Source organism: Bacteroides sp. 1_1_30 (genome assembly GCF_020982715.1).
Taxonomy (GTDB): Bacteria; Bacteroidota; Bacteroidia; order Bacteroidales; family Bacteroidaceae; genus Bacteroides; species Bacteroides xylanisolvens.
The window spans coordinates 13,629-40,207 of sequence record NZ_JAJKHN010000062.1 but is presented as its reverse complement, the minus strand read 5'-3'; the positions used below and the strand labels follow the sequence as shown (position 1 = coordinate 40,207).

18 protein-coding genes and 1 pseudogene are annotated in these 26,579 nt (G+C 48.3%); 3 read left to right on the top strand and 16 right to left on the bottom strand.

Translation table 11 applies throughout. The features are described from left to right. Nucleotides 1-473: 473 nt before the first annotated feature. From LPH68_RS17725 to LPH68_RS17650, 16 genes and pseudogenes are all read right to left on the bottom strand, one after another. Nucleotides 474-1,685 (bottom strand): annotated as a pseudogene (locus tag LPH68_RS17725) (tyrosine-type recombinase/integrase); the annotation flags it as partial. Nucleotides 1,686-2,059: 374 nt separating this feature from the next. After that, nucleotides 2,060-3,076: a hypothetical protein gene (locus tag LPH68_RS17720; RefSeq protein ID WP_013610971.1), complete on the bottom strand. Its 1,017-nt coding sequence runs from the start codon at nt 3,074-3,076 to the stop codon at nt 2,060-2,062. Nucleotides 3,077-3,118: 42 nt separating this feature from the next. Next, nucleotides 3,119-5,455, bottom strand: a complete 2,337-nt coding sequence (locus tag LPH68_RS17715; RefSeq protein ID WP_196045251.1) for a TonB-dependent receptor — start codon at nt 5,453-5,455, stop codon at nt 3,119-3,121. Between the two features lie 97 nt (nt 5,456-5,552). After that, on the bottom strand, nt 5,553-5,885 hold the full coding sequence (locus tag LPH68_RS17710; RefSeq protein ID WP_230297038.1) for a hypothetical protein: 333 nt from the start codon (nt 5,883-5,885) through the stop codon (nt 5,553-5,555). A gap of 106 nt (nt 5,886-5,991) precedes the next feature. Then, nucleotides 5,992-6,513 carry a ParB/RepB/Spo0J family partition protein gene (locus tag LPH68_RS17705; protein WP_196045253.1) on the bottom strand — a complete coding sequence of 174 codons (522 nt, stop codon included), beginning with the start codon at nt 6,511-6,513 and terminating at the stop codon, nt 5,992-5,994. A gap of 5 nt (nt 6,514-6,518) precedes the next feature. Continuing rightward, nucleotides 6,519-7,799 carry a DUF3440 domain-containing protein gene (locus tag LPH68_RS17700; RefSeq protein ID WP_196045255.1) on the bottom strand — a complete coding sequence of 427 codons (1,281 nt, stop codon included), beginning with the start codon at nt 7,797-7,799 and terminating at the stop codon, nt 6,519-6,521. Continuing rightward, on the bottom strand, nt 7,796-8,200 hold the full coding sequence (locus LPH68_RS17695; protein WP_196045257.1) for a hypothetical protein: 405 nt from the start codon (nt 8,198-8,200) through the stop codon (nt 7,796-7,798). The genes LPH68_RS17700 and LPH68_RS17695 overlap by 4 nt, the downstream gene beginning before the upstream one ends. A gap of 332 nt (nt 8,201-8,532) precedes the next feature. Beyond that, nucleotides 8,533-9,459, bottom strand: a complete 927-nt coding sequence (locus LPH68_RS17690) for a hypothetical protein (protein ID WP_121972083.1) — start codon at nt 9,457-9,459, stop codon at nt 8,533-8,535. A 33-nt stretch (nt 9,460-9,492) separates the two neighbouring features. Further along, nucleotides 9,493-10,641, bottom strand: coding sequence for a fibronectin type III domain-containing protein (locus LPH68_RS17685; RefSeq protein ID WP_196045259.1), 1,149 nt, complete (start codon nt 10,639-10,641; stop codon nt 9,493-9,495). A gap of 7 nt (nt 10,642-10,648) precedes the next feature. Further along, nucleotides 10,649-11,833, bottom strand: coding sequence for a DUF4856 domain-containing protein (locus LPH68_RS17680; RefSeq protein WP_230297037.1), 1,185 nt, complete (start codon nt 11,831-11,833; stop codon nt 10,649-10,651). 12 nt (nt 11,834-11,845) lie between these two features. Then, nucleotides 11,846-12,514: a hypothetical protein gene (locus LPH68_RS17675; RefSeq protein WP_196045824.1), complete on the bottom strand. Its 669-nt coding sequence runs from the start codon at nt 12,512-12,514 to the stop codon at nt 11,846-11,848. Between the two features lie 15 nt (nt 12,515-12,529). Next, the gene (locus LPH68_RS17670; RefSeq protein WP_196045823.1) at nt 12,530-13,558 is read right to left on the bottom strand and encodes a DUF4302 domain-containing protein; all 1,029 of its coding nucleotides are present in this window, start codon (nt 13,556-13,558) and stop codon (nt 12,530-12,532) included. Nucleotides 13,559-13,563: 5 nt separating this feature from the next. Next, complete coding sequence (locus tag LPH68_RS17665; RefSeq protein WP_196045822.1) at nt 13,564-14,565, bottom strand: putative zinc-binding metallopeptidase; 1,002 nt, start codon at nt 14,563-14,565, stop codon at nt 13,564-13,566. A gap of 38 nt (nt 14,566-14,603) precedes the next feature. Next, complete coding sequence (locus tag LPH68_RS17660; RefSeq protein ID WP_218049518.1) at nt 14,604-16,109, bottom strand: RagB/SusD family nutrient uptake outer membrane protein; 1,506 nt, start codon at nt 16,107-16,109, stop codon at nt 14,604-14,606. Nucleotides 16,110-16,119: 10 nt separating this feature from the next. After that, a complete protein-coding gene (locus LPH68_RS17655) occupies nt 16,120-19,497 on the bottom strand; it encodes a SusC/RagA family TonB-linked outer membrane protein (RefSeq protein WP_196044882.1) in 3,378 nt (1,125 codons plus the stop codon). A 52-nt stretch (nt 19,498-19,549) separates the two neighbouring features. Further along, nucleotides 19,550-21,805 carry a TonB-dependent receptor domain-containing protein gene (locus tag LPH68_RS17650; protein WP_196044881.1) on the bottom strand — a complete coding sequence of 752 codons (2,256 nt, stop codon included), beginning with the start codon at nt 21,803-21,805 and terminating at the stop codon, nt 19,550-19,552. Nucleotides 21,806-22,076: 271 nt separating this feature from the next. Between LPH68_RS17650 and LPH68_RS17645 the strand changes: the two genes are divergently transcribed. The 3 genes from LPH68_RS17645 (at nt 22,077) to LPH68_RS17635 (ending at nt 26,556) form a co-directional block, all read left to right on the top strand. After that, on the top strand, nt 22,077-24,446 hold the full coding sequence (locus tag LPH68_RS17645; RefSeq protein ID WP_196044880.1) for an RND family transporter: 2,370 nt from the start codon (nt 22,077-22,079) through the stop codon (nt 24,444-24,446). 68 nt (nt 24,447-24,514) lie between these two features. Beyond that, nucleotides 24,515-25,297 carry an outer membrane lipoprotein-sorting protein gene (locus tag LPH68_RS17640; RefSeq protein WP_196044879.1) on the top strand — a complete coding sequence of 261 codons (783 nt, stop codon included), beginning with the start codon at nt 24,515-24,517 and terminating at the stop codon, nt 25,295-25,297. Further along, a complete protein-coding gene (locus LPH68_RS17635) occupies nt 25,297-26,556 on the top strand; it encodes a DUF1302 family protein (protein WP_196044878.1) in 1,260 nt (419 codons plus the stop codon). Before LPH68_RS17640 ends, LPH68_RS17635 begins: the two co-directional genes overlap by 1 nt. The last annotated feature ends 23 nt before the right edge of the window (nt 26,557-26,579 follow it).

Sequence of the window (26,579 nt, the reverse complement as noted above, 5' to 3'; positions counted from 1 at the left end):
TTTATTTCTTTTTGGCATCTACAACCGTTTCCAAAAGCGGATTTTGGACAATTTTCCACTCTCTACCGGAGAGAGTGAAGAGACAGAAACAAATATACGTATATTATTATAATATATCAAAATTAAAGTCAAAAATGTCTTGTACGACTCTTTCCGATATAAAAAATGTTTTGTTCAATTAATCCTATTTACTAAACAGTTGACAGTTCAATACGTAGCTCCCATAACCTGTAAACCGTTCTCGTAGCCTATTTTCAATAGAAAGAGGGGATAGGATAAATTTGCTTAATAAAAGTGTTTCCTTTTTTGCATGTATATCCCGCCACATGCACCAGGGCGGGACTTACAGAAACATCCGGGAGTGGTAAATTTATCGGCGGTTAAAACCACTTTGGGAGTGATTAACCACCGTCCATCGTCTGGACGGGAAATGAAGAATAGGAACTGATATCTTTCGCGGTCGGGCCCGGCCAATCATTCACCGTTAAAATGAAATCAGCCACTTGATTATTAACTGCATCCAGTGCGGAATGATCCAGCTCTTTCAGATAGATTCGGGTCGTTTTTTCCGACGTATGCCCCAGACACTCACCAATAACATGAACCGGGGCCCCGTTTACCTTGGCTATCGTGGCCCATGAATGGCGGGCCGCGTGGAGTCTCAGCGGGAATTCCAAACCAATGACCCGGGAAATCTTTCCCAGGGAGTAACGAATCCTATGGTAGGCGCTTCTATAACCGGCGTACGGATCCCGTCCTGCAGGAAACAACGGGAAGATATATTCTCCCGGTACATTCTTATATCTTTCCAGGATACGACTGATCTCTCTGTTTATACCTACCCGCATCAATTGATTGGTCTTGTGACGCCTGTAACAGATTTCACCCGAAAAAACATGCCTTTTTTTTAGCAATGCAATATCGACGAATGACATTCCACGCGTGTAAAAGCTGAACATGAAAATGTCCCTGGCAAGAGATAACGAGCTGTCCTTTTCCAATTCAACTGCGGATAGTGTTTTAATCACAACCGGATCAAGGGAACGTTTGAGAGTTTTTTCCGTTTTAATGCTTATGTCGCGAAAGGGGCAAGGCAGTTCCAGGCCCATCTCCCGACATCCCTTCCTGAAAAGAGCCTTGATATTATGCAGATAAAAACCAATGGTGTTATCGCATATACCCGAAGCGAGCAGTTTCCCCTGATAGTCGGAAATGATCCGGGAAGAGAGTTTTATGAAGGGAAAATCCTTTTTTCCCAGGTACCTCTGCATGGAACGCAGGCTGGAGGCGTATGCCCGGGCTGTTCCTTCGTGACCGCTTTCACGAAGTTCCCGGATTTTCCGTGAAAAATAGAAATAAAAACCGGCTTCACGGGTTAACACGCCGTAAGTCCTGAACACGTCCTCTATTTCATATTCCCGGGATTTCTTTTCTATCATTGAAATACACTTTAACAGTACCCTTGAGATACTTTCACACCTGTGGTTGATCCGCCGAATCGACTCAGGGGTGTTTTCCCCGCCTTCGATAACCCTCCCTTTTACGGGATCAAACAGGGTATCCGGGATGCTGAATCCTGTATAAACAACCTTTTTCCTTCGCTTGTGAAGAACCTGCACAACTAACGGGAATTTGCCGGACCGGTCGCTCCTTCCTTTTACCAATACTGTTTTAACTGTTGCCATAAGTTTTTTATTAGTTAGACATTTGGCGCTTCCCTGTTTCCTGGAAAGGAAGCATAAACTTATTATGTATCAAATCGGAAAAAGACCAAAAAAGTTCAGTAACCAAGCGGGAAAATTGCACGAAAGAGGGGAAGTCGGTTCCAGACCCGTCGGTAAGGAAACGGTACGTCTTGTATGTATAGGATTTTTTTCAACCTGCCAAACATGAAAAATGGAACGGGGTGAGATGGTAAAGCATGTCCCAATACATCCCCAAGTAAACCACGGGGATTAAGCATGGCAGATGGGATTTTTTCGCTGCACAAGACAAAAAAGGCGGCCCCACCTGCCGCCTGTAGATTGATAAAGAGAGAATTCCATCCTACGCGAGATGATCAAAGCCATATGGATCCAGCTTCCACATCCCCTGCCTGGTAGGTATAGGAGATGAACTCCTCAAGTGCCTCCTTCCATGTAAGATTGAAGGTTTTCATGATGGAGTGTAGCGTGCGGTTGCTGTCTTCATCCAGGCTATCCTCCCCGATCAGGTTCACATCTGCCTCCGGGTCCACATCAACAAATTCCTCGCGGCTCCAAAACACCACTACCGGGATGCTCAGGTTAATATCCCATGTTCCGCGCTGGATCAATACCCCGGAGGGCTTGTAGAACGGGTCAAAGCCGTTTGTCTGCGGGTTCTTTTTAGAGTTGTAGCCGTGATACAGGCGGAGTTTCAGGTCGAACTCCTTGCGGTCCTTCAGGAACCGGATAACTCCTTTTAATCCTACCGGGTTAGTGCCTCCCGTAATCTCCGCCTCGTTGTCATGTTTGGTCTTGTCCCAGGGCGTGGTATCCACGTAGAGATAATCCACCAGTGCCTCCGGATCATTGTCGTCAGCTTCCGGTTTCCCGTCAAAGGTAGGTCTCACGTTTTCCGGGGTGAAGAAATGCTGGTGGATATTCTCCTGCCCGTTCTCCACGAACTGGCCGTTCATCAACTCTCCTTTGGAATTGTAGTAATAGATAAACATCAGGTAAACCGGGGCCGGGGTAAAGTTGTTTCCATTTTTATATTCACCGTTTTTCTGAACGTAAAACTTGCCCTGGCTTCCTTCAGCAAGGGTCCATCCACTGCCGGCCTTCAGTTCATAAGTGATCTCCTGGACACGTTTCATATACCTGGCCGGGGATTCCGGATTTTGGTGGGGGCCTCCGGCCTTCTGTATCTCGTTCCAGTCAGCGTGCAGGTGGCATTCAACGAGGCGGACGGTCATTTTTGCCGGGTCCTCATGCAGCTTGTTCTTCGTCTCGTCTTCTGGTATTACAGGATCCTTGCTGCAAGAGTTCAGCGACAGGACAAGGGACACTCCTACCAGAAGTGCCCACACGGTTTTACATGCAATTGTTCTCATTTTTTCTTTTTATTTATTAGTGTTGATTATAGTTGTTATAAATTAAAAAATCCAGTTTACACCGCAACGCACATCACGTCCCATATCATGCGCATAGTAACGCGAGCGGTTGGTGTATTCCTTGTACTCACGGTTCAGGAGGTTGTCTGCCGACAGCATGAACCGGACCTGGTGTCCCCGTTTCACGGGAAGTTCAAGACCGGCGTCGAACCCGAGGAGATGGTACGCCGGGGGAGTATACGGGATAAGATCCGTGTCCGGATCAAACTGCCTCTGTTTTGCGGTGAAACGGTGCCTGATGTTCAGGCGCAGCCTGAGATGCGATTTCGTCTCGTGGATCCACGCAAGTTCATGGCTGAAACGGAAGGAGGGAATATAGGGAAGATAATTACCCTTTGTCCGTTCGTTTGCCCGTATAAAGGAGACGACGGCATGGTAGGCCCATGAACCGCCCGGAGTGAAACGCAGGTCAAAGTCCATACCGCGGAAGAAAGCCGGGGTCTGCCTGTACTGGAAGACCGGATATGCCCCCGAAATCACGGTGACCGTCTCTTTCTCCGGCCCGTCATAGATATAGCCGTCCACCCATTGCAGGTAACCATCCAGACAGACGCTGAACATCCCGTCGCCGTAACGGAGGGAAGATATCCATTTGTAGCTTCTTTCCGAGTGCATCGCAGAGTCTCCCCTGACAAACATTCCAGACCCGAGCTCGTTCCCGTTGCTGTACAGTTCATACACGTGAGGGGCACGCCAGGCCAGACCGAAGTTGGAGATGAGTCTCCAGCGTCTGGAAAGTTGATAGTGTCCTCCCAGGCTGTAGGACACGTTGTTAAACTTTCTTGTCCCGCCATAGGGGCTTCCCGTCCAGTCATAACCACTGGCACGGGTTTCCTGCATATCCAGGCGGAGGCCTGCTTCAACGCCTCCCCTGCCCAGGTGATATTTCCCGATTCCGTATATCCCTGCCTGTGTCTCCGTGTAGTTCGGGATAACGGGCACGAATCCGGTACCCGCACGGCTGTGGTTCTCGATGAACATGACCTGACCTCCCGCCTCGACCTGCCAGGAGCGGTAATCCCGCTTCCAGCGCAGAAGATGCTGGAATGAATTCAGGTGCAGGGAAACCGCCGGAATGTTAGAATCCAGCCGCCGGACACGGTTTTCCTGCCTATCGTCCTTCTGCCAGGTACTCTGCCAGTGAATACTTCCCCCCTTCTTCATGCCGAGCCGCATCCTGCCGAATGCGATCTGATGGGTGACCTCCTGGCAGGGAGGCCTGATACCACGAGAGAAGGGATCCGTGTGCAGGGGGCGACCAAGCCGGATACGTTCCGCCAACAGGTCCTCGCTACCCATCTGGGCGCTGAGCATCACCCCTGTCCGGCTGTAGAAGCGGCTGTAGAAACCTTCCACTCTCAGACGTCCGCGGTCATAGCCCAGAGAGGCGGAAGCGTGATACTCTCTGGTTCCCGTGTTGTTCAGAAGATAGTGCGCGGTGGAACGGTCCCCGGAATTTGACCAGGTTCCCTGCAGACGCCAGGCGAAATCACCGGGAAAAGCACCTTCGAGCTGTCCGGTAGCCACGTAGCGACGCCCGTTACTTCCGTAAAGTGCGGAGATTCCCCCTTGAAGGGAGCGTTTTCTGAAAGGAAGCGGAGACTGCTCCATGACGATAATCCCTCCAAGGGCATCCGAACCGTATCTTACCGCATCGGAGCCCTTGATTACCGAAACGGAGGAGCTGCCGTTCATGTCCACTTCGGGAGCGTGGTCGGCCCCCCATTGCTGCCCAGTCTGGCGGGCACCGTTATGGATGATCAGTATCCGGTTCCCGTACATTCCTTGGATAACGGGTTTGGATACAGTGGTTCCCGTGCTGATGGAACTTACCCCGCTGACACGTTCGAGCAGGGTGGCAAGCGAGGTTCCCAGCGCGTTCCTGATCTCGGGGGATGAAAGGCGCCGGCTCACCGCGTTGGGTGACGCCCCGGCACGTTCACCGGTCACGACCACTTCCCCGAGTTTTTGTATGTCCGGGGAGAGACATACGGTATGTATGCTGCTTTCTTTGAATGCCCCGTTCAAAGGCACACGCCGGGAACTGTACCCCAGGCACTGCACGAGGACTGTATCCATAAAACATGTTCCATGGCTGAAAACAATCATTCCACGGGGGGAGCTGACAAGTAACCGCTCCCCGGTCAGGATATAGGCCCCTTCAATGGGAAGCCCGCTTTCCTGGTCAATGACCAGCAGGGTATCGCGTGTACCCGTCGATTGCCGGTCAGCCTGCACCCGTGCTTCCATGGGAGAAGAGACCGTATAGAGGCAGACAACAAGCAGGGACACATACTGGAGATATGCATGAAATGTCATACTTGAAAAAATATAAACGGGTTATAATTTGTTAAGACGGGACATGAAAATCCCCTGCACGCAATCACAATGATGGCATGCAAATCCCTCAAGGGAGTTATGACAAACACACGGGAGGTGCACGGAGGAAATGCGGGAAAAGAGTGACGATGACATCTGTTTCCCCGGAGATAAGATACCTGACAGGCCTGCCAGTCGGAATATAATCGTATATAAAAATCCCAGCCTCGACAAACGGGGAGAGCGTAAAGAGACAGATGGTACAATTTTCAGGGGAATCGTGACGGGAGTGCCCCTGTTCGTTATGGGATACGCACGAATGTTCCCCGTGAACATGAAAAGCTTTCACGAGGAAAAAGGGCATCAATGTCAACAACAACATGCATGCTATGACAACCCCCTGTCTCTGTCTTTTTTTCGTACGATCCATCAATTTGCAAAATTAGAGGTTTTAATCATTACTCGCAATACCTACAAATAATGATTTGCAAGCATAAACACCATGTATATTTGTTACGGATACCAGACAGACCGTTTTATTCCTCCAACCACTCGTCTGAGAACCCGAAACTCCTGTCACGAAACAATTCAGCCAGACCTGAGATTTGTTTGAAACGGAGTAACTCGTTCTTGTCCATGCCTGTGTTGCGCATGATCCAGTTGTCGGACATACCCGATTTTGACAGTTCCGCCACAATACCTGTCATAAGTTCCAGCGAGTGCATTCCCCTGGCCCTGTTATGACGGATAGTCGAGGCCATCCTGTTCGAGATGTCCTTGTTTATGACCGTTACAGGCAGCAATCCGTTCTCGCGCCTGTAAATCCTGACGGATGTTTTCATAACCAGATAGCGGTGGTAACCGTCAACCAGCTCGTAGATATCCTCTTCTTCCCGGTAATAACACACGAGGGGCATCGTGTAACCGTCTTCCCAGATGGACAGTTCCAACAGTTTCATCTCCGGGGGAGCAACGACATTCGGGTTATAGCTGTTGGCCACGATTTTCTCGACCGGCACGGCCTTGACGTTATACGCCGGACTTTTAAAACTTGACATGACAATCACAATTTATATCTTTTCAAAACTCTCTCTTTCATCTCCCTCTCCCGCTTGGTCTGCGTGAAACCCATATACTTGCAGGTATGATCGTTTTTCAGGATGCAGACGCACATTCGTTTGTAAGTGGGTATTTCACGAAATTCAGGGATATCTATCTCGTCTATATACTCCATGCGGACGGGCCTCTTGTCGGTTCGGTATGCCGTGCATTCCTCCACCGTAAACGGTACACCGGCCGCACGCAGCTTCCCGATCGTTTCCTCTCCCAGGCAGCCTCCTTTTTCCCTCCAGAATTTCTGGCTCACCCTCAGCTTCTCCAGGTAGTTCTCCCTTGTCGCCCGGGGAAGCGTGTCAAGGAGGAAGTACATGTACTCTTTCCACGTGAACCCGTCCGGACGATTGATGGAACGCCAGCCCATCGCGACCGTATTCCCGTACATCCCGGCGAAACTGACGCCGTTGACCCGGCTGACCATGCGTCCCCAGGTATCCGGGTCAATAACTTTATAAAGATGCAGGGTCGAAACGGCCTGTGAGATAAACGGGCTGGCCAGCCTCTGGCGGGACAAGGGAATCCCGGCCTGGTAATACAAGTCATACAAACGGTTATAATCCCAACCATACCGGGCATACCCCGTCCACACGTCCGTTGTCTTCCAGTCGTATATCGGGTAGGCGTTATAGGTATAATACCCTAACCGATGGGTCCACTTGTAGTTGGCCAGCTTACGGTAATTCTTGTCGGAATGAATCGCCCGCCACCGGTTGAAGCTCTCCTGCGTGCGGATTCCCACGAGGCAGCAAACACGCTTGCATCCCTTTTCACGACGCACCCATGAAGGAAAAAGGAACTGGAAATCGTAATCCCACAGGTTGGCGTCCCAGAAATCAAAATCTTTCACGGTAAGGGCGGTGCCCGGCATCTGGCGAACCCAGATATTCTGGTACCCCTCTTGCCAGGGACGCCAGTATTGCTGGTACATGGAAGTACACGTGGGAACCTTAAAAGGAACACAACAGTGGAACACATCAAGGATATCCCGGTTATTGGAAAACATCCTTTCCACGTACTCCGTGCTCTGGCGGTACTGCACCTCATAATCCATGTGGAACACTCCCAGTTTTCTGCCGGGAGCATGCCTGCGAATATAATCCATACACAAATGAAGAAGGACACCGCTATCCTTGCCACCGGAAAAAGAGACATACACGTAATCAAAAAAGTCAAAAATGATCTTCAATCTCCGGTTGGCGGCCTCGTAGACGTCCAACCGGCGTATCATGACCTACCTCCTTCATGATAACGCATCTTGATATATTTCTTCCATTCGAAATAGGGAATGAACCCCTTCGTGGAAAAGCCTTCCACGTGGCGTTTGTGTACAACGGCCACGAGAGAACCGTCAGCAGAAAAATCATGGATAATACGGTCCAATATCCCCTCTATAACAGTGGGGTTATCCCCGCTAATATAGTAGTTATCTATGTAGTTGTTCATCAAGGTCATTTTCACGGGCATGAATCCCAACACCCGTCCTTCGTTCACGGCAATGTACCAGACATGGTTACGCGTCGTTTTGAAAGGGTAATTATTATTTTGCCGCAGTACGGCAGGGCTCATCACTAAAGGGGCGACAAGGTTAAAAAGCCGGCTGTCCAACCCCTGCAACTTTAGAATATTCATGTCTCCAATTTTTTATAACAGAATAAATCAAGCTTAATTAACATGTAATATACAAGATATTATATATTACAAAGAAAACCAATTAAAAGAATAATCAGTTATCATTTCAGCCCTATTGCTTATCAATAGAGTTGTTGCCAAACTTCCGTGAACGGGTATTAATTATTAAGAATTGTTATTCTTTTGAATAGTTCATAAAGGATAGTCCTATCCTTTAAGCCCGAAACGCCACATGTGCTTGATCGTTTCCTAACGCTTATTCGACACTACTCCCAAGAATTGGTATAATCTTGCTATGGTTATATACCGCCTGATTTTGTCTTTTTATATAATCACTCGCTCTGGTAAGGTAGTAAAAATTTATACCCTTTCCCCCTCAGCATGACTTCCGATTCTCGCACCTCTTCTACATAGAGGCGGTGTATCCCTACTTTTATTTTTCCATGCGCAGCGGAGTAACTGAGGACATTCAAGTCGATGGAATCGCCTTGTACGGGATTCACAATGGGGGCGATCTTGATGTGAGAGCCTTCGTAGGTTGTGATAAATCCGCCATAAGGGCGGGCGCTGTCTATGATCCATGTGCCTGCTCTTTTTCTTCTGACTATCATTTTGTTGTTCAACATCACGTAATATGAACTGTTGCGGGTGTCGTACCATCCGGGCACGGTCAATTCTCCTTCAGGCTTCACTTTGATATGGATGGTTTTCTGTTCTTTTCCGTCTTCGGATATGGCGGTAACTTCAGCCTCTCCTTCGTATTTGGGCATTATTTCGAGCATGCCGGTAGAGCCGTCCCATTTTATATCCATTACGTCTGCCGGATCGTTTTCCTGTAGTGTGACGCGTTCTCCTCCTCCCGAAATGCTCACGAACTTGCTTATGTCTTTAGGACGGAGTTGAACAATGGGATGGCTTATGCCCAATTCGGGGAAAGTCACGTTGATTTTCAGCCGTACACGCTTGTCGTGCGAGAGGACAGTGGCAAACGTTTCGCCCTCCAGCAATCCTTTCACCTTTAGCGTGTCCATGCTCATTTGCGCAGTGGCTATTTGCGAGTTCTCCACGTTGACGATGTATTTTCCGTTTCCTCCCGAAACGAGGAGCCTTTTTTCCGTTTGCTTATTCAGCGACAATTCGTCAACGTTTTTTTCTTTTCCTATCCGGATGTCCGGATACTCCTCTTTCCGGTCTTCGCAGGCAAAGCTGCAAATAATCGAGAAAGCAACGCACAGTGCGGTTATTCTATTCTTGCTCATAAGTTTGTAAACAGTTTAATAGTTTCTTTATTCTTAAAAATTCTGCACACTCAGCTCATTATACAGGATTTCCCACTCTCGCCCTTCTCCTTCATCGATATGGATTTCCAGTTGAAAATTTTTGTAGTATCCTTCGAAAGCGGGGAATTCCAGCGTATTGTTTGCAGGTTGAACAGACTTTCCATCGAGTTTATAAGAGATTTTCGCATTCGGATTCGCCAATTCGTTGTAGTAGAGCTTGAGAAAACGTCCTTTGCATGTAGCATCGGCTTCGATAGTACGCAGATAGGGGATACGGTCTTCTGAATCGACCGACTTTTCGAGGTTTTTCGTTCCGGCGGTCGTTTTCGCGTATTCAGACCTCACTCCGTCTTTTACGGCACATACTTCGATATCGTACGTCTGTCCGGGTGTCAGTTTTTCTATCGTGAACGAATTGCCGGTGATTCCGGTAAATACATGTGCATCGGTTTTTACTTCGTAAGTGGTTCCTTGCATATTGCTTTTCTTCCATGATACTGTAATTTCTTGCTGGAAACATTCGGTAGAGTTCAGCTCGGGCTTTTCCAGCTTTTGTGTTTCGGGTGTTGAGGAGCCTCCCTCTGATTTTGTCAAAGAGATATCATCCAAATAAATTTTCCCGTTTTGTTTGAATGGGAAGATTATACTCATTCCTGCTACGTCTATGTTTTTGTCTTCAGGAATTTTGACCTCCTGCTCGAATTTCACCCATTTGTCTTTTTTGGTAGTGAAGCTGTATTCTTTATCGCCCTTCCAGTCATCGTCATCCTCTGTTCTTTGGTAGAAGTTGAATATGACATTGAATTTCAACTTTTCGTTTGTGCATTTGTGCCAAACGGTCAGTTTATAAGTAGCTCCTTTTTCGACAGGCAATGCTCCTATACGCCAACTCTCAACAGTCTCATCAATAGGGCTGATGGATCCTCCATTGTCAAGATATGCCATGAATATTTTGCTTCCGCTTCCTCCGTCACGCTTTTCGTTTTGAAAGTTTCCTATAGCTTTGTACACTTTCCAACCTTTAGGTTTTCTCTCGAAGTCGGATCCGATCCATTCTCCTTCAAAATCTCCGTTTTTCAATAAATTCTCTTGTGCGTTCGCTGTGGGAATGATCCACACCCACATCATTGCGAGTAATGCTATTCTATGAATTGTTCTCATGTTTATTTTATTTTTTTATTTCTTCAGGTGACACTCCGAACCTCTCGCCTATCTGTGCTGCCAGATAGTGTAACGAGCCTTCGTCTTTTTCCTCTCCCAGCAAGCGCTCCTTGTCCCATAGCCCGCCTTCTTGTTCCAATGTCTGTAAAAGTTTCCGGGTTTCCTCGTATGTGATGAATGGTTGCCCTTGTACGTTTCGGGCAAACTGTGAGGCATAGATGAGTCCGTAGGCTTGCGATAGAAGTCGAAAAGCATGTTTGGGATTTTCTTTCAGATTGGCAAAGGTGTTGGCTCCTACCAGCAGGTTCATTGCTCTGGCAGCCACCACACGTCCAAGCTCATGCCTGATAGTATCCGCTTGTAGCTTGATTTCATCGTAACGTGATGTTTCCATATAGGTACGTCCTCTTACAAAACATTGAAAGATGCGGCGGTGCGAATCTTTCAATGCCGGCAAGCCTTCAGACTGGGCGAGCGGTTTCCAGAAATCGTAATATCCATAGGCTAAATCCCAGTGGTGTTCCAACTCTGTATAGTTGTGTCCCGCAGATAGTTGGGTCAAGTCGTGCGCGGAGCGTACTTCCGGGTTTTCCGTTACATCTTCACTCAGGTGCACGTTGAGTATTTTGTCCAGATATATGGCACCCATGACGGCATATCTGTAAACTTCGGCTACGGCAATTCCTCTTTCATCCACAAAACAAATGTCTTTGTCGCCTATATTGATTCCTACATATCCCGTTATTCCTTTTTGAGCTTCCGTACTTCTGCGTTCATGCGGTTTTTCCTGTCCTAATCCGGCTATACGTGTCGACATGTCAAACCAACTGTTGAAATCTTGCAGGATTTTTCCTCTGTCGGTAAGGTGTAGCGTAGAAGTGGCTATCTCATTTTGCGGCTTCAAACCGTACTCTCCTTCGCGGAACATTTGCATCGCTTCATCATAGTCCATTTTCGTGCCCATGCGTGCTCCGCTCATGTATCTCGAAAAGATTCTGTCGATAGGAGCCTTCAGAAATTTACACTCCAACGTGTTTACGCTGCTCTCTCCGTTTCTTGAAAACTTGTACGACGGTTCCGGCAATACAGGAGGCCAGTATGCGCTTTCTACCGTTTCATTCGTCCCTTCGGTACAGGCCGTTACGCTTGCCAGCAAACAAAGGGATAGTATATGTTGTTTTATGTAATTCATTTCTCTCTTTTTCTAAGGTAAAATAAAATATTCACAATAAGGGTGCTTCAGCATATTCGGTCCTTCTTCATTCTGATATTGCTCCGTCCGCAGTTCGGGAAGTTCAATCAACCCGTCGGCGGAAACAGCCTTGATGCTTGCTCTTACATTAGAATTCCGAGGACCTACTCCGCTGACACTGAGGTATAAGGGAAATCCGGAGTAGACCTCAAAGGTAATTTCCAATTCTTCGCCATTGCTCATTACATTGATGTTTTGTTCTTCCTCTTCTTCATCGTTGTCCTCTTCCGTATCTTCTTCTGCAGACTCCGAGTCCTTTTCGAAGCAAGTGATGGTTATCAGCTCTTTCTTTTCGTTAATATACTTTACTCCGTATCGAGCTGTTACTTTAGGATCATCTACAAGATTTCCTCTTCGGTCCGTTTCATTAAATTGGCATAGCAAAGTCACTTTATATTTTTCTGCACCCTCGGGTGTTTCGGTACCGGGATATTTGTAGTTTTTCAATGCCAAGTCAGGGTCACATAACTGTATCGTCAACTCTCCTCGTTTGTTCTCCGGTTTTTCTATTTCTTTTGGTGGAAATATTTTTTCATAATCTTCGTTTATTATGGTGTCTTCTTTCACCGTGTTGCAACTGCATACCAGCAGCAATACACACATTATCCATATATATTTCATGTCGTTTTTTGTTTTTTAATTATCAGATTTATCCCAAATTTCGGCTATAACTCCGGTTACTTCTCCACCGGGGGCAAGATGTTTGCTTATCCAACGCTCGGTCTTGCTGTAGGGGTCGAACACCTTCACGAGTTCACAAACAAAGCGGTTTCCTTCTCTGCGGAAATCGTAAAACGTGTAGTTTTTGCTGTATCGTATACCGGGTCTGAACGTCAATCCGTCTGTTGTGCCCACATATCCCGATCCCAGACCTACTACCTCTTTGGGCCATCCGTGGGGCGCATAGGGGTCTTTGGCAAAAAGAAACAGATGATAGCGTTGATATTCCTCCTGCTTTTTTCTTTTTTTTGAGTTTTCATCTCTATTGTCAATAATAGTTCTGGTCTGCATGTCGCTGCGGAAATATATCCGGTCTGCTTTCCGGATTACCAGTTGCGGATTTTTCATCTCTTGGAAAAACAGGTTATTGGCATAAGCTTTGTACATGTCTTCCGCCCAACTGTTTTCGCTTTTCAGTTTTGTGAATACCATATACTCGCGAGCGGGTTCTATGTATGAAGCTGTTCGAAAAACGAGATTGCCATCGGCGTCTTTTCCTGTATAAAGAAAATCGGAAGAGGCGGCGAATTGGTCGTTCACCAGACTATGCAGATAATTGTAAGTGGTGAAGCTCAGTTGAGTGAATGTGTTCTGACTTACTTCAAACTCGCTTTTGCGGCTGTTCTTCCCGCTTTGCTCGTCATAATCGGCTATGGTTTCTACCGTTCCGTCGTCTGCGAACTTCATGAAGAAGCAGTGTCCGCCATATCCATATTTGTTACGGTATTCGAATTGGGTTATCTGCTCGTTCACATTTGTAAACAGTAGCGAGTCTGTCCGGGGAAAGTAAGTGACACACCACCCGTGGGGGGCATCTGTAAGCTCCTTCCTCAGTTCGCTGATATGTTTTGCGCTTCGCTCGGAAGGAGATGAATCGAAAATATTCTCATCCTTGCAGGAGAAGCAGACCGCTATCAGAATAAGTAGTTGGAATCCTGTTTTCATACTCTTTATTTTTGTTTCGTATATGCTTTTAATTGTTTTATGCTTATCATTTGTAGATAATCGAGCGAGATTTTGATTTCTTTATTGAAATAGTCTTCTACAAACGCCTCTTTCTCCGTCAGTTCTTTATATACTTGACGTGCCTCTTCATCATATGCCCGCTGAACTTCCGGATCTTCGTCGGAGTAAGGAGTTTTGGCTTCTGCCAACGCTTTAAGCACCTCTTTAGGGGTATGCGTAAGTTTAGCGCTGATAATCTCGGCGAAATCATCCTCGGCAGAGAGGAAAGAGTGGAAAGTAAAAAAGCCTCTCTTGCTCGGATATGGTGAGAAAGTAAGCAATCTGCGTCCTTGTATCTCTCCTTTGAATATATCGGCAATGAGTTTGGTCGATTCGATATATCTGTTTCTGCTGATGGTCAGGAACTTGTTTCTGTCGTAAGGGAACAACTCCATCAATCGTTTTGCGAATTGATGATGCACGCTTCGCATCAGGATAAATACCTTGTCCTCATCTTTCGGGTCGAAGTCGTTGACGTTGTACAGAAACATCTCGTTGGTCGTTGCTTCCGTATTTCCTAAAAGCTCTACTCCGTTTCCGTCTATGTTCTTTCCGCCATATATGTAAATCTTAACGGGGTTCTTGCCCAGAAAGAACTTTTCTCCTCCCAGATCGGCAGCTGTATAGAGGTCGATCCACAACGCTTTGATCGTTTCGAGCACACTTTTTACATTAGCGGCTTCCGGCGGATAGGTGTAGCTTCCGTTCTGCGCCACATTTTTATCCCAACGATATTCGATTTCGATACCGTAAGGACGTGTGAATGTATTTAATATCCACTCGTCAAGTTCTGTTTTGTTGCGTTGTACTGCTCCCAAATCTACTACGCTTTGGTCGGATAAGGCAGCTTCCTGTTCGCAGCCCGCTAACAGCAGGCATGTGGCAAACAGGTACAAGCTTCGTCCGATAAAGTATCTGAATCTCATTCTTTTGCTTATTGTTTTCATGTTTTTAATATTCTCTGTCCATTATATTGTCAATATATTCAACGGGGGTTAGGTTCTAATCCCCGGTTGATGGCTTCGGCAGGTATTTGCAGGAGCTTTCGCGGGTCTTCTTTTTCCAGCTGCTTATAGAACTTATACTTCGATGTACGTTTCACCGGTATGTAAAAACGGCGGATGTCGAACCACCTCAATCCTTCGTGAATAAACTCTTGTTGTCTGAATCCTAAAATGGTTTTTACCATTGCCAGCTGTTTGATGCTCATTCCGTAGAACGGAGTATAGGTCTGGTAATTGTCGCTGCTTGTTTGCGTGTAGTCCGGACGGCTGCACGAAGGAGTGATTCCGAATTTGGCAGAAAGATAGATAAGCAGGTCGTTTATGGATTTGTCGTATTCTCCGATCATGGCGTATGCCTCCATCCGGTTGAGCATTACCTCATCGGTGGAGAATAAAACGTTGGTGACATACAGTCCCTTCGGTCGTATGCCTGTATAGCCCGATAACGAAAGCTCGTCGAATTTGCTGATATATTGTCCGTCGCCTATGCGTCCGTCATTATAGTTGAAAAGGAAAACCGGTTCCATATTCACTTTCCGGAAGTTGGCGCATCCATCTATCCCATGCTGGTTGTATACTTTGTCTGCACTTTTGCTTGTCACTCCGTACTTTTCTGTGGATATGTTGCGGGCTACCCTTGATTCTGTTGTGGAGAGTAGCAAATTGGCGGGCTCTTCAGTGCTTGTGTATCGGGTATAGAGATACTTGCGGTTGAAGTAAAACTCTTTTTCGTACTTCTGCCAGTTCCGAAGAACAGGTTTGGGGTCTATGCCGAGCACGTAGTCTGAATAGGCAATAACGAGTTCCCATTCTCCTTTAATCAGGTAGAAGCGGGAAGCGAAAGCGTATGCGGCTTTTTTATTGAAGTGGAATTTCGGTTTGCTATAATAACTGTCGTCTACCAGTGAAATACCGAGTTTCAGGTCTTTCTCGATCTTTTCGTACACCTCCTTTACGGTTCCGCGCTTGTAGTCCACCAGCGCATTCTTTTCAGGCTTTGTCAGGTAAGGTATGCCGGGTGCAGTCTCCGACTTGGATGTACCGTACGGCTCCGCCCAGATGTTGACCAGCATAAAGTGCAGATAGGCACGCAATAGGAATGCTTCGCCGTACAAAGCTTTCACACGGTCGGTTTTAGGATATTTGCTCAGAAGCTCCAACGCTTGGTTGGCTTGTGCGATGCCCGCGTAGCATGCGTTCCAATAGTTCAGCGGAGTGTCCAGGTCTTCCTGATCGTAATCTTCCCAATAATACATGGCTTCGTTCAGCCGTGAATGTATGCCGTTCACCCGTTCGCCTACATTGTCGGTACGTGTTTCCAAGAACGCGAAGTAACTGGCTTCGGGGTAAGCTCCGGCGAGCAATTCGGCTATTTTCTCTTCACTGTCTATCTTCACATCGAGCGTAGAGTCGGGGGTTGTTTCCAGATAGCCTTGGCATGCCGTGAGCAGCGTGAGTATGATACTTAAGTAAATTGTTCTTTTCATTTCAATGCGATTAAAATTCAACATGCAGTGTCATCGTATATTGTTTGGGAGTAGGCAATGAAACTCCTCCCGATTTGTAGAACTCCGGATCTTGCCCTTTCAACTTCTTGTCTGCATAAATCAGGAACGGATTGGTTACGTTTGCCTTCACACTCATTTGCCTGATCTTGAGTTGTGAAAGAAGCTTTTTGGGCAATCGATACCCCAACGAGATATTTTTCATGCGCACGAAACTTCCGTCTGCCACTCTGTTCTGAGAGTAATTATAAGTGTTGTAAGCTTTTTCGATGTTTTCTTTTCCGATGTTGCGAATCAAATCCTGTGAAGGAATGACGGGAATGTTCGTTTTCCACTCGTCGCCAGGATTGAGCCAGCGGTCGTAGTACTCCTTCGAAAACACGTTCAGATCGGCGAACGAAGGATCGAATGTCGGATTGAGGCGTATCTTGTTGCCCGCTTGCATGGTGACGAAGCACGAAAGCTCCCAGTTCTTGTATTTAAACGTGTTCGATACTCCGCCTATGTAAGTGGGTTCGATAGGCCCGTGGTAGATAAGGTACGACTTCGAATACTGCGCGTCGAGGAAATCCGCTCCTGATATTTCGCTGTTCACACCTTGGTTGGAAGGGTAAAGTCCGAAGTCGAAGGTAGGCAGGCCATTGTTGTTGAGCCCTTGAAAGTTGAAAGAGAATAGAGCCCCTCGTGGGAATCCGAGGATATTGCCGCGTCCGGTTCCCGCCACCATATCAAAGGTGTTCGGCGTATTCAGCAGGCGGGTGATCTTCTGCTTCATGCCGCTCACGGTGAAAGCCGTAGTCCAGCTGAAGTTGTCGGTTACGATATTCTTGGTTTGCAGCGCCAATTCCACTCCTCGTGTGCGCATATCTCCGAAGTTTGCGTACTTGTAATACTGTCCGCCCACACCGGAGGTACGGATGAGGTCTATCAGGTCGAATGAGTTTCGTTGGTAGACATCGAATGTTGCGCTTATGCGGTTGTTGAACAGCCCAAGTTCCAAACCGAGATTCAGCTCATACATTTTCTCCCATGTCAGGTCGCGATTCTCAAGGTGCAGGATGCGCAACGCATTCTCGCGGTCCTTCAGCAGTGTGCGGTTGATGATGAGATGCTTGAACACAGCTGTGGAGTTTATCGCCTGTTCGTTCATTTTGGCCGTCAGTCCGTAGCTGGCACGCAAGGCGAGCTTGGAAACGGCAGGATACTTTTTCATGAACTTCTCTTGATCCATGTTCCACTTTGCTCCGATATTCCATGTAGGCAACCAGCGAGAGCGGCTGTATTTTCCCGCTGTGTTCGATCCTTCATAATTGAATACGCCGTTGAAAACGTATTTGCCCGCATATCCGTAGGTGGCGCTGGCGGAGAGGGTCACTCCTCTTTCGTAGCGTTCGGTAAGCGAGAAATAAGTGTTTCCTTCGTTAGTGAGCTTATCGAAAATCAGAGGATTGGTGAACACCTGATTCCCTCTGTCGTATTGTATCCCATAACCTTGGAAAGGGTTGATGCTGCGGTCGGCATAGCGTATTTCGGTAAATCCGAAAGCGCGTATGTCGTGCTCGCCCATCTGTTTGTTGTAGTCGAGCGCAAAGCGTCCCAGATAGCTGCGCAGAGAAGTCTCTGTCTTATTGAACATGCCTCCGTGAGTCAGCGCCACTTGCGGCAGTTGCAAGGGGTTGTCTTTATTCTTCAGCAAATAGATATTCTCTTGCGCCACGTAGGGAGTTTCGTTGGCGCGGAAAGCCTGTATCACGTTCGAGTGTTCGGTGATGAAGTGCGAACTTTTGGTAACCGCATGACGTACCGACGCCAATCCTTTCGCTTCGATGTTGTCGTTGAGTCTGTATGAAAGTTCGCCTTGCAGTTTGAAGTCGAGCACTTCGGTTTTCAGGTAATTGTTGTCAAACTCGTTCAGGATATTGAACGGCGCCCAGTTGTTGCGGTAGTATTCCGGTTCGCCGTTGGCATTGCGGGGGCGTAAGGTACGGCTTGTTCCCAGAGCATAGGCAAAGGGATTGATGTCGAAGTCGCGTTCGAAGGTTCCGATTACCGTATTTTTTCGCTGAGAAAGCGTACCCGGGGAGTTTTGGTTACGCAAGTTTCCTTGTGCGGATATGGTAGCCTTTATCTTGTCCTCTTTCCAGTAGAAGGAGTTTTTGATGTTGGCGGTGATGCGTTTTACATCATCGGCAAGCGTCCAGCCCCTGTCGTTATAGAAACCGATGGAGGCATACATGGTAGAATTCTCTCCTCCTCCAGAGAACGTTACGGTGTGCGTATGGATGGGGCTGTGTGTAAACAACTCCTTGAACCAATTGGTGTTGGCATATTCCCGCTCGCGCATGAACGCGCGCCTGGCTTCGTCCGTGTTTTCCAGATAATATCGCCCGGTAGACGGATCAACGGTTCCGAGAGCCTTATACATCTGGTGGTAAACACCACTACGGCGTCCGTATAATGTGTTTTGTACGGAGAAGTATCCCTTCCTGTCCATCTCCTGATAGATGGACATGCTCTCTTGCGAATTGAGCAGATCGAAGTCCGTATATGAAGGAATGGCCCGCATACTCAGCTCGTATGAGTAAGAAAATCTGTTCGGCGTGTTTCTTTTACCTGCACGGGTGGTGATTACGATTACCCCGTTCAGGGCTCTGGCTCCGTAGATAGATGTGGCGGAAGCATCTTTAAGCACCTGTATGTCTTCGATGTCCGAAGCGTTCAGGCCGGCAACGGCGGAGCTGATGAGTGTCACGGCATCACCCGAAGCCAATTGGTCGAGCGTGAGCGACACTAGGTCTTCATATACAGCTCCGTCGATAACCCACAAAGGTTGAACGTTTCCCATGATGGAAGCGCCGCCGCGTATGTTGATGCGGGGAGCCGACCCGAAGCTGCCGGTGACATTTTGTATCGACAGTCCCGCTACACGCCCTTCGAGCATGCGTGATACATCCGCCACGCCGTCAAGCTTGATGTCGTCCAGCTTCACTGAAGCGGCTGCTCCCGTAAATACCCGGTTCTTTATGTTCTGATAACCGGTCACTACCACTCCTTCTATCTCCTGCACGTTTTCCTGAAGTGTGATATTCATGACGGTGGAGGTGATTTTCACTTTCCGGGTTTTCATTCCCACGAAGCTCACTTCCAACATTTGTCCTTTGCGGGCTTTGAGTGTGAACCGTCCGTCGCCGTCTGCGATGACTCCCTTTGCCGTACCCGCCACGATGGCAGTGGCGCCCGGCAGAGGCTCTCCGGAAACAGAACGCACTGTGCCTTTTATTTCCATTAATTCCTGTGCCGGACAAACCTGAGAGAAGATTGCCGTGAACAGGATGCTGATTACTAATTTTATAACCGATGATATATTCATTGCCTTATCTTGTTATATTTCTTCTTTTTTATATATGATTGCATATATTTGTTCAGAACCGGACGTTGGCTCCTGCGTAGATGCCGAAAGGATGTCCTGCCCTCAACCCTGCCGGATGGCGTGAAGTGAGATAGACCTTATCGGTCAGGTTCACGGCGTTTACTTTTACCGTCAGGTATTTGTTTACATATACGCTGGCCGATGCATCCAGCACGAGGTGCGCAGGCACCTTCTCTCTTTCAGCGATCCTCCCCTGTCCGGGAGATGTGCGCATATCGCTGTTGTAGCGTGCTCCTATGTTCGCGTCGAACCATTTGTGCTCTATTCCCACCTGTATGTTCAGTGCGTGTTTGAAGATGTAGGGGATCTCGTCTCCTTTCATCACGTTGCCCCATGAATGGCTTGAGAACGAGTTTCTCATCTCCGTATCGGTATAAGTATATGATACTTGCAGGGGCATGCGCACTTTCCATGCTTCAGGCAAGGGTTGGTATTGCATAAGAAATTCCACGCCTTTTACGCGGGCTTCGCCTACATTAAACTGTTCGAGCGTTCCCAATCCGCCCGAGGCGGCGAGGTCGCTTCCGAGCATATTGCTGTAATTGTTGTAGAAACCGATCAGCTCTGCTTTGAAGTTGCCGGCGGAAACGCGTGTTCCCAATTCCATATTCACACTACTTTCGGGTTTTTGATACAACTCCGCGCTCGGCGGTGCGAATCCTTTGTGAACTCCGAAGAATACCGATGCTTCGGGAACGAGTTGATAGTTTACTCCCACGCCGGGAATCCAAACGCGCGCATGGTTGGGCGTTTCGATGCGTACTTTCCCCGTACGCTCCAGATCTGCTTTCGTATAATCTTTTTTCAGCAGGTCGATGTCTTCGTAGCGCAACCCGGCAGTGATAGTCCATGAGTTATATCTTAATTTGGCGAGCAGGTAACTTGCCAGTGCGTCCGCCGATGTGACGCGGTTGGCGTTCGTCCCGTGGATGCCTTCCATAAACAGCACCATCTTCTTGTTCTTCATGGAGTAAGCGTCGTCCCATTGGAAGCGGTCTTCCTCATCGTGATGATAGCGCAGTCCGAACTCTACATCGAAGAAGAACTCATTCAGGTTGAAGCGGTATTCCGCTTTGGTTTGTATGCCTCTGGCACGATATGTCCTGTTGTTGGCTCTTACCAGCAGCGCTTCGCCTTCACGGTCGGCTTTCCCCGTCAGTATGTTGAAGTAACGGATGTTTGTTTCCGGATCGATGAGCACATCGGCGATAGACCTCTTCTCTTTAGAGGTGATTCCCGCCCGTACGTCGTTCAGTTTGTACCAGTTGCGGTGGAAACGGTTATAATATGCGCTGGTGACTATTTTTAGCTTGTTGGAGAAGTTGAGCAGGTAAGTGGCTACCCATTGCTGATGATTGGTTTTCAACTCGTCCATCTGTGAGCCGGCATAGCGGAGGAAAGGAGTTTGTTTGAAATCCTCTTCGGAAAGCCCTACATACGTTTCGTCCGAGTTCTCGCCCGCGTATCCGAACTTCAGTTCCAGCGCATGGTTTACCCCCGTGCCTTTATCTGTTTTTACCATTACTTTAGCTATGAGGTCGTCTCTGTTGAATCCTTTGACGGGATGGTCTTCGTATTTCTTGAATCCGTCCGACTGATAGCGCAGATATTCCACCATAAAACCGAAATGCTTCCACATGTTTCCGATGTGCGTATGCGACTTGAACGTGTTCTTGCTTCCGTAAGAGAGGTTCGCCGTGCCAGAAAAAGTGTTCGGTATAGGAGTCGATACCATGTTGATGGCTCCTCCCGTAGTGAACGGGCCGTACTGAACCTGACTACTCCCTTTCACCACTTCGACGGCTTCCATGCGGGCAGCATTCGGAAAGTAATAAGCAGCCGGGGCGGAATAAGGGGCCGGAGCTGCCAAGATGCCGTCTTCCATAATAGAAATCCGTTCGCTTCGCTCGGCTTTCGTCCCCCGCAGGCTGATATTTGGGCGTAACCCGAACCCGTCTTCTTCATACATGTTTACCCCCGGAACGGCTTTTAACATCCGGTTGATGTCGGTGTACCCAAATTTACGTATCTCTTCAGGAGAGATATAATATGCTGAACCGGTGCGGTTTCTCGCCTTGAATTTACTCCCTAATATTTGTCGGCCCGATACCACCACTTCTTCAAGCCGGTAAACGGTGTCCCTGTCAATATCCTCGTTTCCCTTTTCCTGCTGCTGCGCGTTCAAAGAGTGATTCACCATTTGAATGCTGAAAAAAGAGATACTGATTATCTTTCTCAAATTCGTCATATAGAATCGGTTTATTATGTAATAATGTTTGCCGCAAAGATAGTTTATTATGACATTACCGGTCAATCGTCATTTTTAGGTATTTTCCACGGGAAGAAGGTATGAGTCAGGCAGTTCTTGAATTACATGGGAACACGAGGGACTCGGACAACTCAACGCTTATTGTCAATAAATAAAATCATCCTTTTTAGGTATTGCGCAGGAAGGCAGACATGGGTAACTTTGCACAAAATGACATATCCGGTGTCATGCGAATGAAAAAGAGAAAAATATGAAAATTGAAAAAATCAATGCTTGGTTTGCCTTGCGGGGCAGAGAAATGATACAGAAACGTTGGTGGATTCTCGGGATTTTCACCCTTGTTTTTACCATAGGTTTCACGGGGTTAAAACACTTCAAGGTGACCGCTTCGTGGGAAGACTACTTTCTCGAAGACGATCCGATGCTTGTCAAAACCGATGAATTCAAGGCCATATTCGGTAACGATAATTTTATAGCGGTGCTAACCCAATGCGATGATTCGTTTACAAGAGAGAATTTGAAACTTATCCGCGAACTCACGAACGAGATGATGGATAGTCTTTCGTATGCAGACAAAATCACTTCACTCACCGACATCGAGTTCATGGTTGGTACCGAAGAGGGTATGAGTATTGAACAGATTGTGCCCGATAGTATCCCCTCTGACGCCGCGGGTTTAGAGGAGATACGCCTCAGGGCTTACCAGAAACCGTATATCGCCGAGCGGCTTGTCTCTAAAGACGGCACACTCTCGTGGATCATTCTCAAGTTGCGCGCTTTTCCCGAAGATTCGGTGTGGAATAAGAGGGGGGGTGTATCTCCCGAGGTGCTCACCGGTAACCAGTTGGAGCATATCATCACCAAAGAAAGATACAAGGATCTCCACCCCAGAGGGACGGGGCTGCCTTACGTCACGGCTGTGAAGATGAAATGGTTCAACAGCGAGATGCCGCGCGTGCTAGGTATCGCCGCTCTTGTATCCATCTTCATCCTGCTCCTGGTAACACGTTCCCTGAGAGGGGTTGTCGTGCCGCTTGTTACCGCCACGGGAAGCATCATAACCGTGTATGGCATGTTGGGATACTTTGGCCTGTCGATAGATAGCGGAATGCTGACAATACCGATGCTGCTGGCGTTTGCCGTCTCGATAGCTTACAATATACACGTGCACTCTTATTTCAAGCGACAATTCCTTATGCATGGGGAACGGAAGCGGGCCGTTGAGGAGACCGTGGGGGAGATGGGTTGGCCGGTATTGTTCAGCGCGCTGACTACTTTCACTGCTTTGCTGTCGTTCCTTGCCATACCGATGCGCCCCATGCGATTTATAGGTATTGCCTCCTCCGCGTGCGTCATGTTTGCCTTCCTCATCACCATAACGTTGATGCCCGTGCTGTTGAGTTTCGGTAAAAATGGCAAGCCGCACCCCGGGGTGCGGGAAACCGGAGAACGGTGGCTCGATCGTAAGTTGGGACAAACTGGTGGGTGGGTACTCAAGCACGGCACGTTAATTCTATACATTTTCGGGCTGTTTACAGTATTTCTCATTTACCAGTTCTCCAAAATAGAGATGGCCTTTGACGTGGAACGCACCATGGGAAGAAAGATAGCCTATGTAGACAATCTATTACGGGTGGGGGAAAGCGAGCTTGGCTCTGTCTACGCCTATGACGTGATGATAGAGTTGCCCGAGAACGGGTTGGCAAAATCTCCCGGAATTCTTGCACGCCTGGACTCCCTCATTCAACAAGCCGACGGTTATAGACTGACCAAACGCACGACGTCGGTGCTGAACATCCTCAAGGACCTGAATCAAACCTTACACGATGGTGATACCGCCTATTACACACTCCCCCGAAATCCCGACGAGGTGGCACAGTTACTGCTTCTTTACGAGAACGCGGGAGGTAGTGAAGCGGAATATTGGATTGATTACGATTACCGGCGTCTCCGTCTGATGGTGGAAACGAACACCTACGATTCGGGGGAGACGGAACGCGACCTGGACGATATCGTGGCGCGTGCCGCCAAACTCTTTCCCCGGGCAACAGTTACAGCCGTGGGAAGCATTCCTCAATTTACCGTGATGATGCAGTACGTGGCCCGCGGACAAATGATTTCATTTGCCATCGCGCTCTTCCTCATCGGGGTGTTAATGATTTTTGCTTTCGGCAGCATGCCTGTCGGTCTTATCGGCATGATACCGAATGTCACTCCGGCACTGGTTGTCGGGGGATTGATGGGCTGGCTGGGATATCCGCTGGATATGATGACGGCAACCATCATGCCGATGATTCTCGGTTTGGCCGTGGATGACACGATTCACTTCATCAATCACGGACATTTGGAATTTGAACGCGGGGGCAACTACCGGGAAGCGATTCTTAGATCGTTCCGCACCTGTGGGACGCCGATCATCCTAACGAGTATCGTGATATGTGGCAACTTCGCCACCTACATCACCTCCGAGGGCCTCTCCTTTGTACACATGGGTATGCTCTCCGTGGCCGGTATCGTGTCGGCATTGCTTGCCGACCTTTGCGTAACGCCCGTTTTGCTTCAAAAGTTCCGCGTGTTCGGGCAAGAAACAAATAAAGGCAAGCAGATAACGGATCAATAAAAGAGAGAGAAGACAAGAGCTCGCACTCGAGGTGCTAGTTATAGTAACAAATTAACAAATAAAGAATTATGAAAAGAACAATCTTGGCCGTTGCAATCGTCGCGGTATTCATGACCGTAGCAACAGCACAAACAGGCAGAGATATCGCCCAAAAAGTAAAAGATCGTCCCGATGGAGACACCCGTCAATCGGAATTGTCGATGAAACTGATCAACAAGCGCGGGGCGGTGCGCGAGCGCAGGCTCGTTTCCTATTCCATCGATGTCGGCGAAGAGAAGAGAGACCGCAAGAGCATCATGTTCTTCGAGTATCCCGGTGATGTAAAGGGCACGGGATTCCTCACGTGGGATTACGATGAACCGGGTAAAGACGACGACAAGTGGCTTTATCTGCCCGCGATGAAAAAGACCCGTCGCATCAGCGGCTCGTCTGCCAGGCAGGATTACTTCATGGGTAGCGATTTTACATACGACGATATGGGCAGTCGCTCCGTGGATGAAGATACGCACGAGCTACTCGGGGAGGAAATCATCGATGGGTACAAGTGCTGGAAACTGGAGTCTGTTCCAAAAGACAAGCGCGATATTTTTTCCAAAAAGATAGCCCTGATACGTCAGGATTGCCTGATACCGGCCAGGGTGGAGTACTACGACAAGCTGGGCAGGCTGCACCGCCGCCTCGAAATGTCAGATATCGCCAGAGTGGACGGTTTTTGGGTCGCCCGGAAGATGCACATGAGCAACGTGCAGACGGGGCATCAGACGATTCTTGAAATCAAGAATCCGAAATACAACATTCCCGTGGAGGAAGCAAAGTTCAACGTCACCGTTTTGGAGAAAGGCAGGCTCTAATGACAAGTGCAAGCAATTTCTCTACAGGATTCCTGCCGGTACTTTTCCTGTTCTTGTCGGTGCATGCCGTAGGGGGCCAGGAGAAAGGAGTGGTACCGTGGCAGTTCAAGGGGTTTGTCGATACCTACCACGCCTTCTGCACCAGGGAACCGAATGACCTCATGTCTTCCCGTGCCCGGGTAAGGGGGGAGATAGGCAAAAGCTCTGGAGGATCATCGCTTTACGTCTCGTTCAACATCACTTACAACGCTTTGCTGAAGGAGCGCACGGGGGGGGAATTACGGGAGGCGTATCTCGATCACCGGGAGGAGAATTGGGGGTGTCGTCTAGGGCGGCAGTTTGTCATTTGGGGAGCGGCAGACGGAGTGCGCGTTACCGACTTGGTTTCGCCCATGGATATGACAGAGTTTCTGGCACAAGATTATGATGATATTCGCATGCCCGTCAACGCCTTACGGTTCTTTGTCTTTAAGGACAAGATGCAATTCGAATTGCTCGTCGTGCCCGCTTTCGAGGGATACAGGCTGTCCACTGATGCCGCCAACCCGTGGAGCGTGCTACCTAAAGAAAGTCTTCTGCCCCTTGTCTGGAACGAGAAGGGAAGCCTCCCCAAACTCCGCCTATCCAACATGGAATACGGGGGAAGGCTCTCTTTCACCTTGCCAGGAGTAGACTTCTCTTTGGCCGCACTACACACGTGGAACAAGATGCCCGTCCTCACGTACCAATCGTCAGCCACGAAACTCTCCGTCTCGCCCCACCATTACCGCATGGGGTTCGTCGGAGGCGATGTCTCAAAACCCTTGGGACAATTCGTGTTACGCGGCGAAGCGGCTTTCAACATCGGAAAACATTTCAATTACATACCGCAAGCCGAATCCTCGGGCCAAAAGGGGTTCAACACCATAAATTGGCTGGTGGGGATGGACTGGTACGCTCCTCGCGAGTGGATTGTGATGGTCCAGTTTTCTTCCGAGCATATTTTCAAGAGCGAAAGCTATATCGCCCAGTCCCGGCACAGCTCGCTCCTCACGCTCAACGTGTCGAAAAAACTATTGGCCAACACCTTGCAACTTTCCAACTTCACCTACTTCGACCCCAACCACACGGGCTGGTTCAGCCGCTTTGCAGCCGATTATGCCTTGAGCGACCAACTCCGCCTCTCGGCTGGCTATGACTGGTTCGGGGGCAACGGAGGCATGTTTGGTTTATACAAGCATAATTCGGAAGTGTGGGTGAAGGCAAAATACAGTTTTTAAAATTTGTAATGTCTCTAAAACAT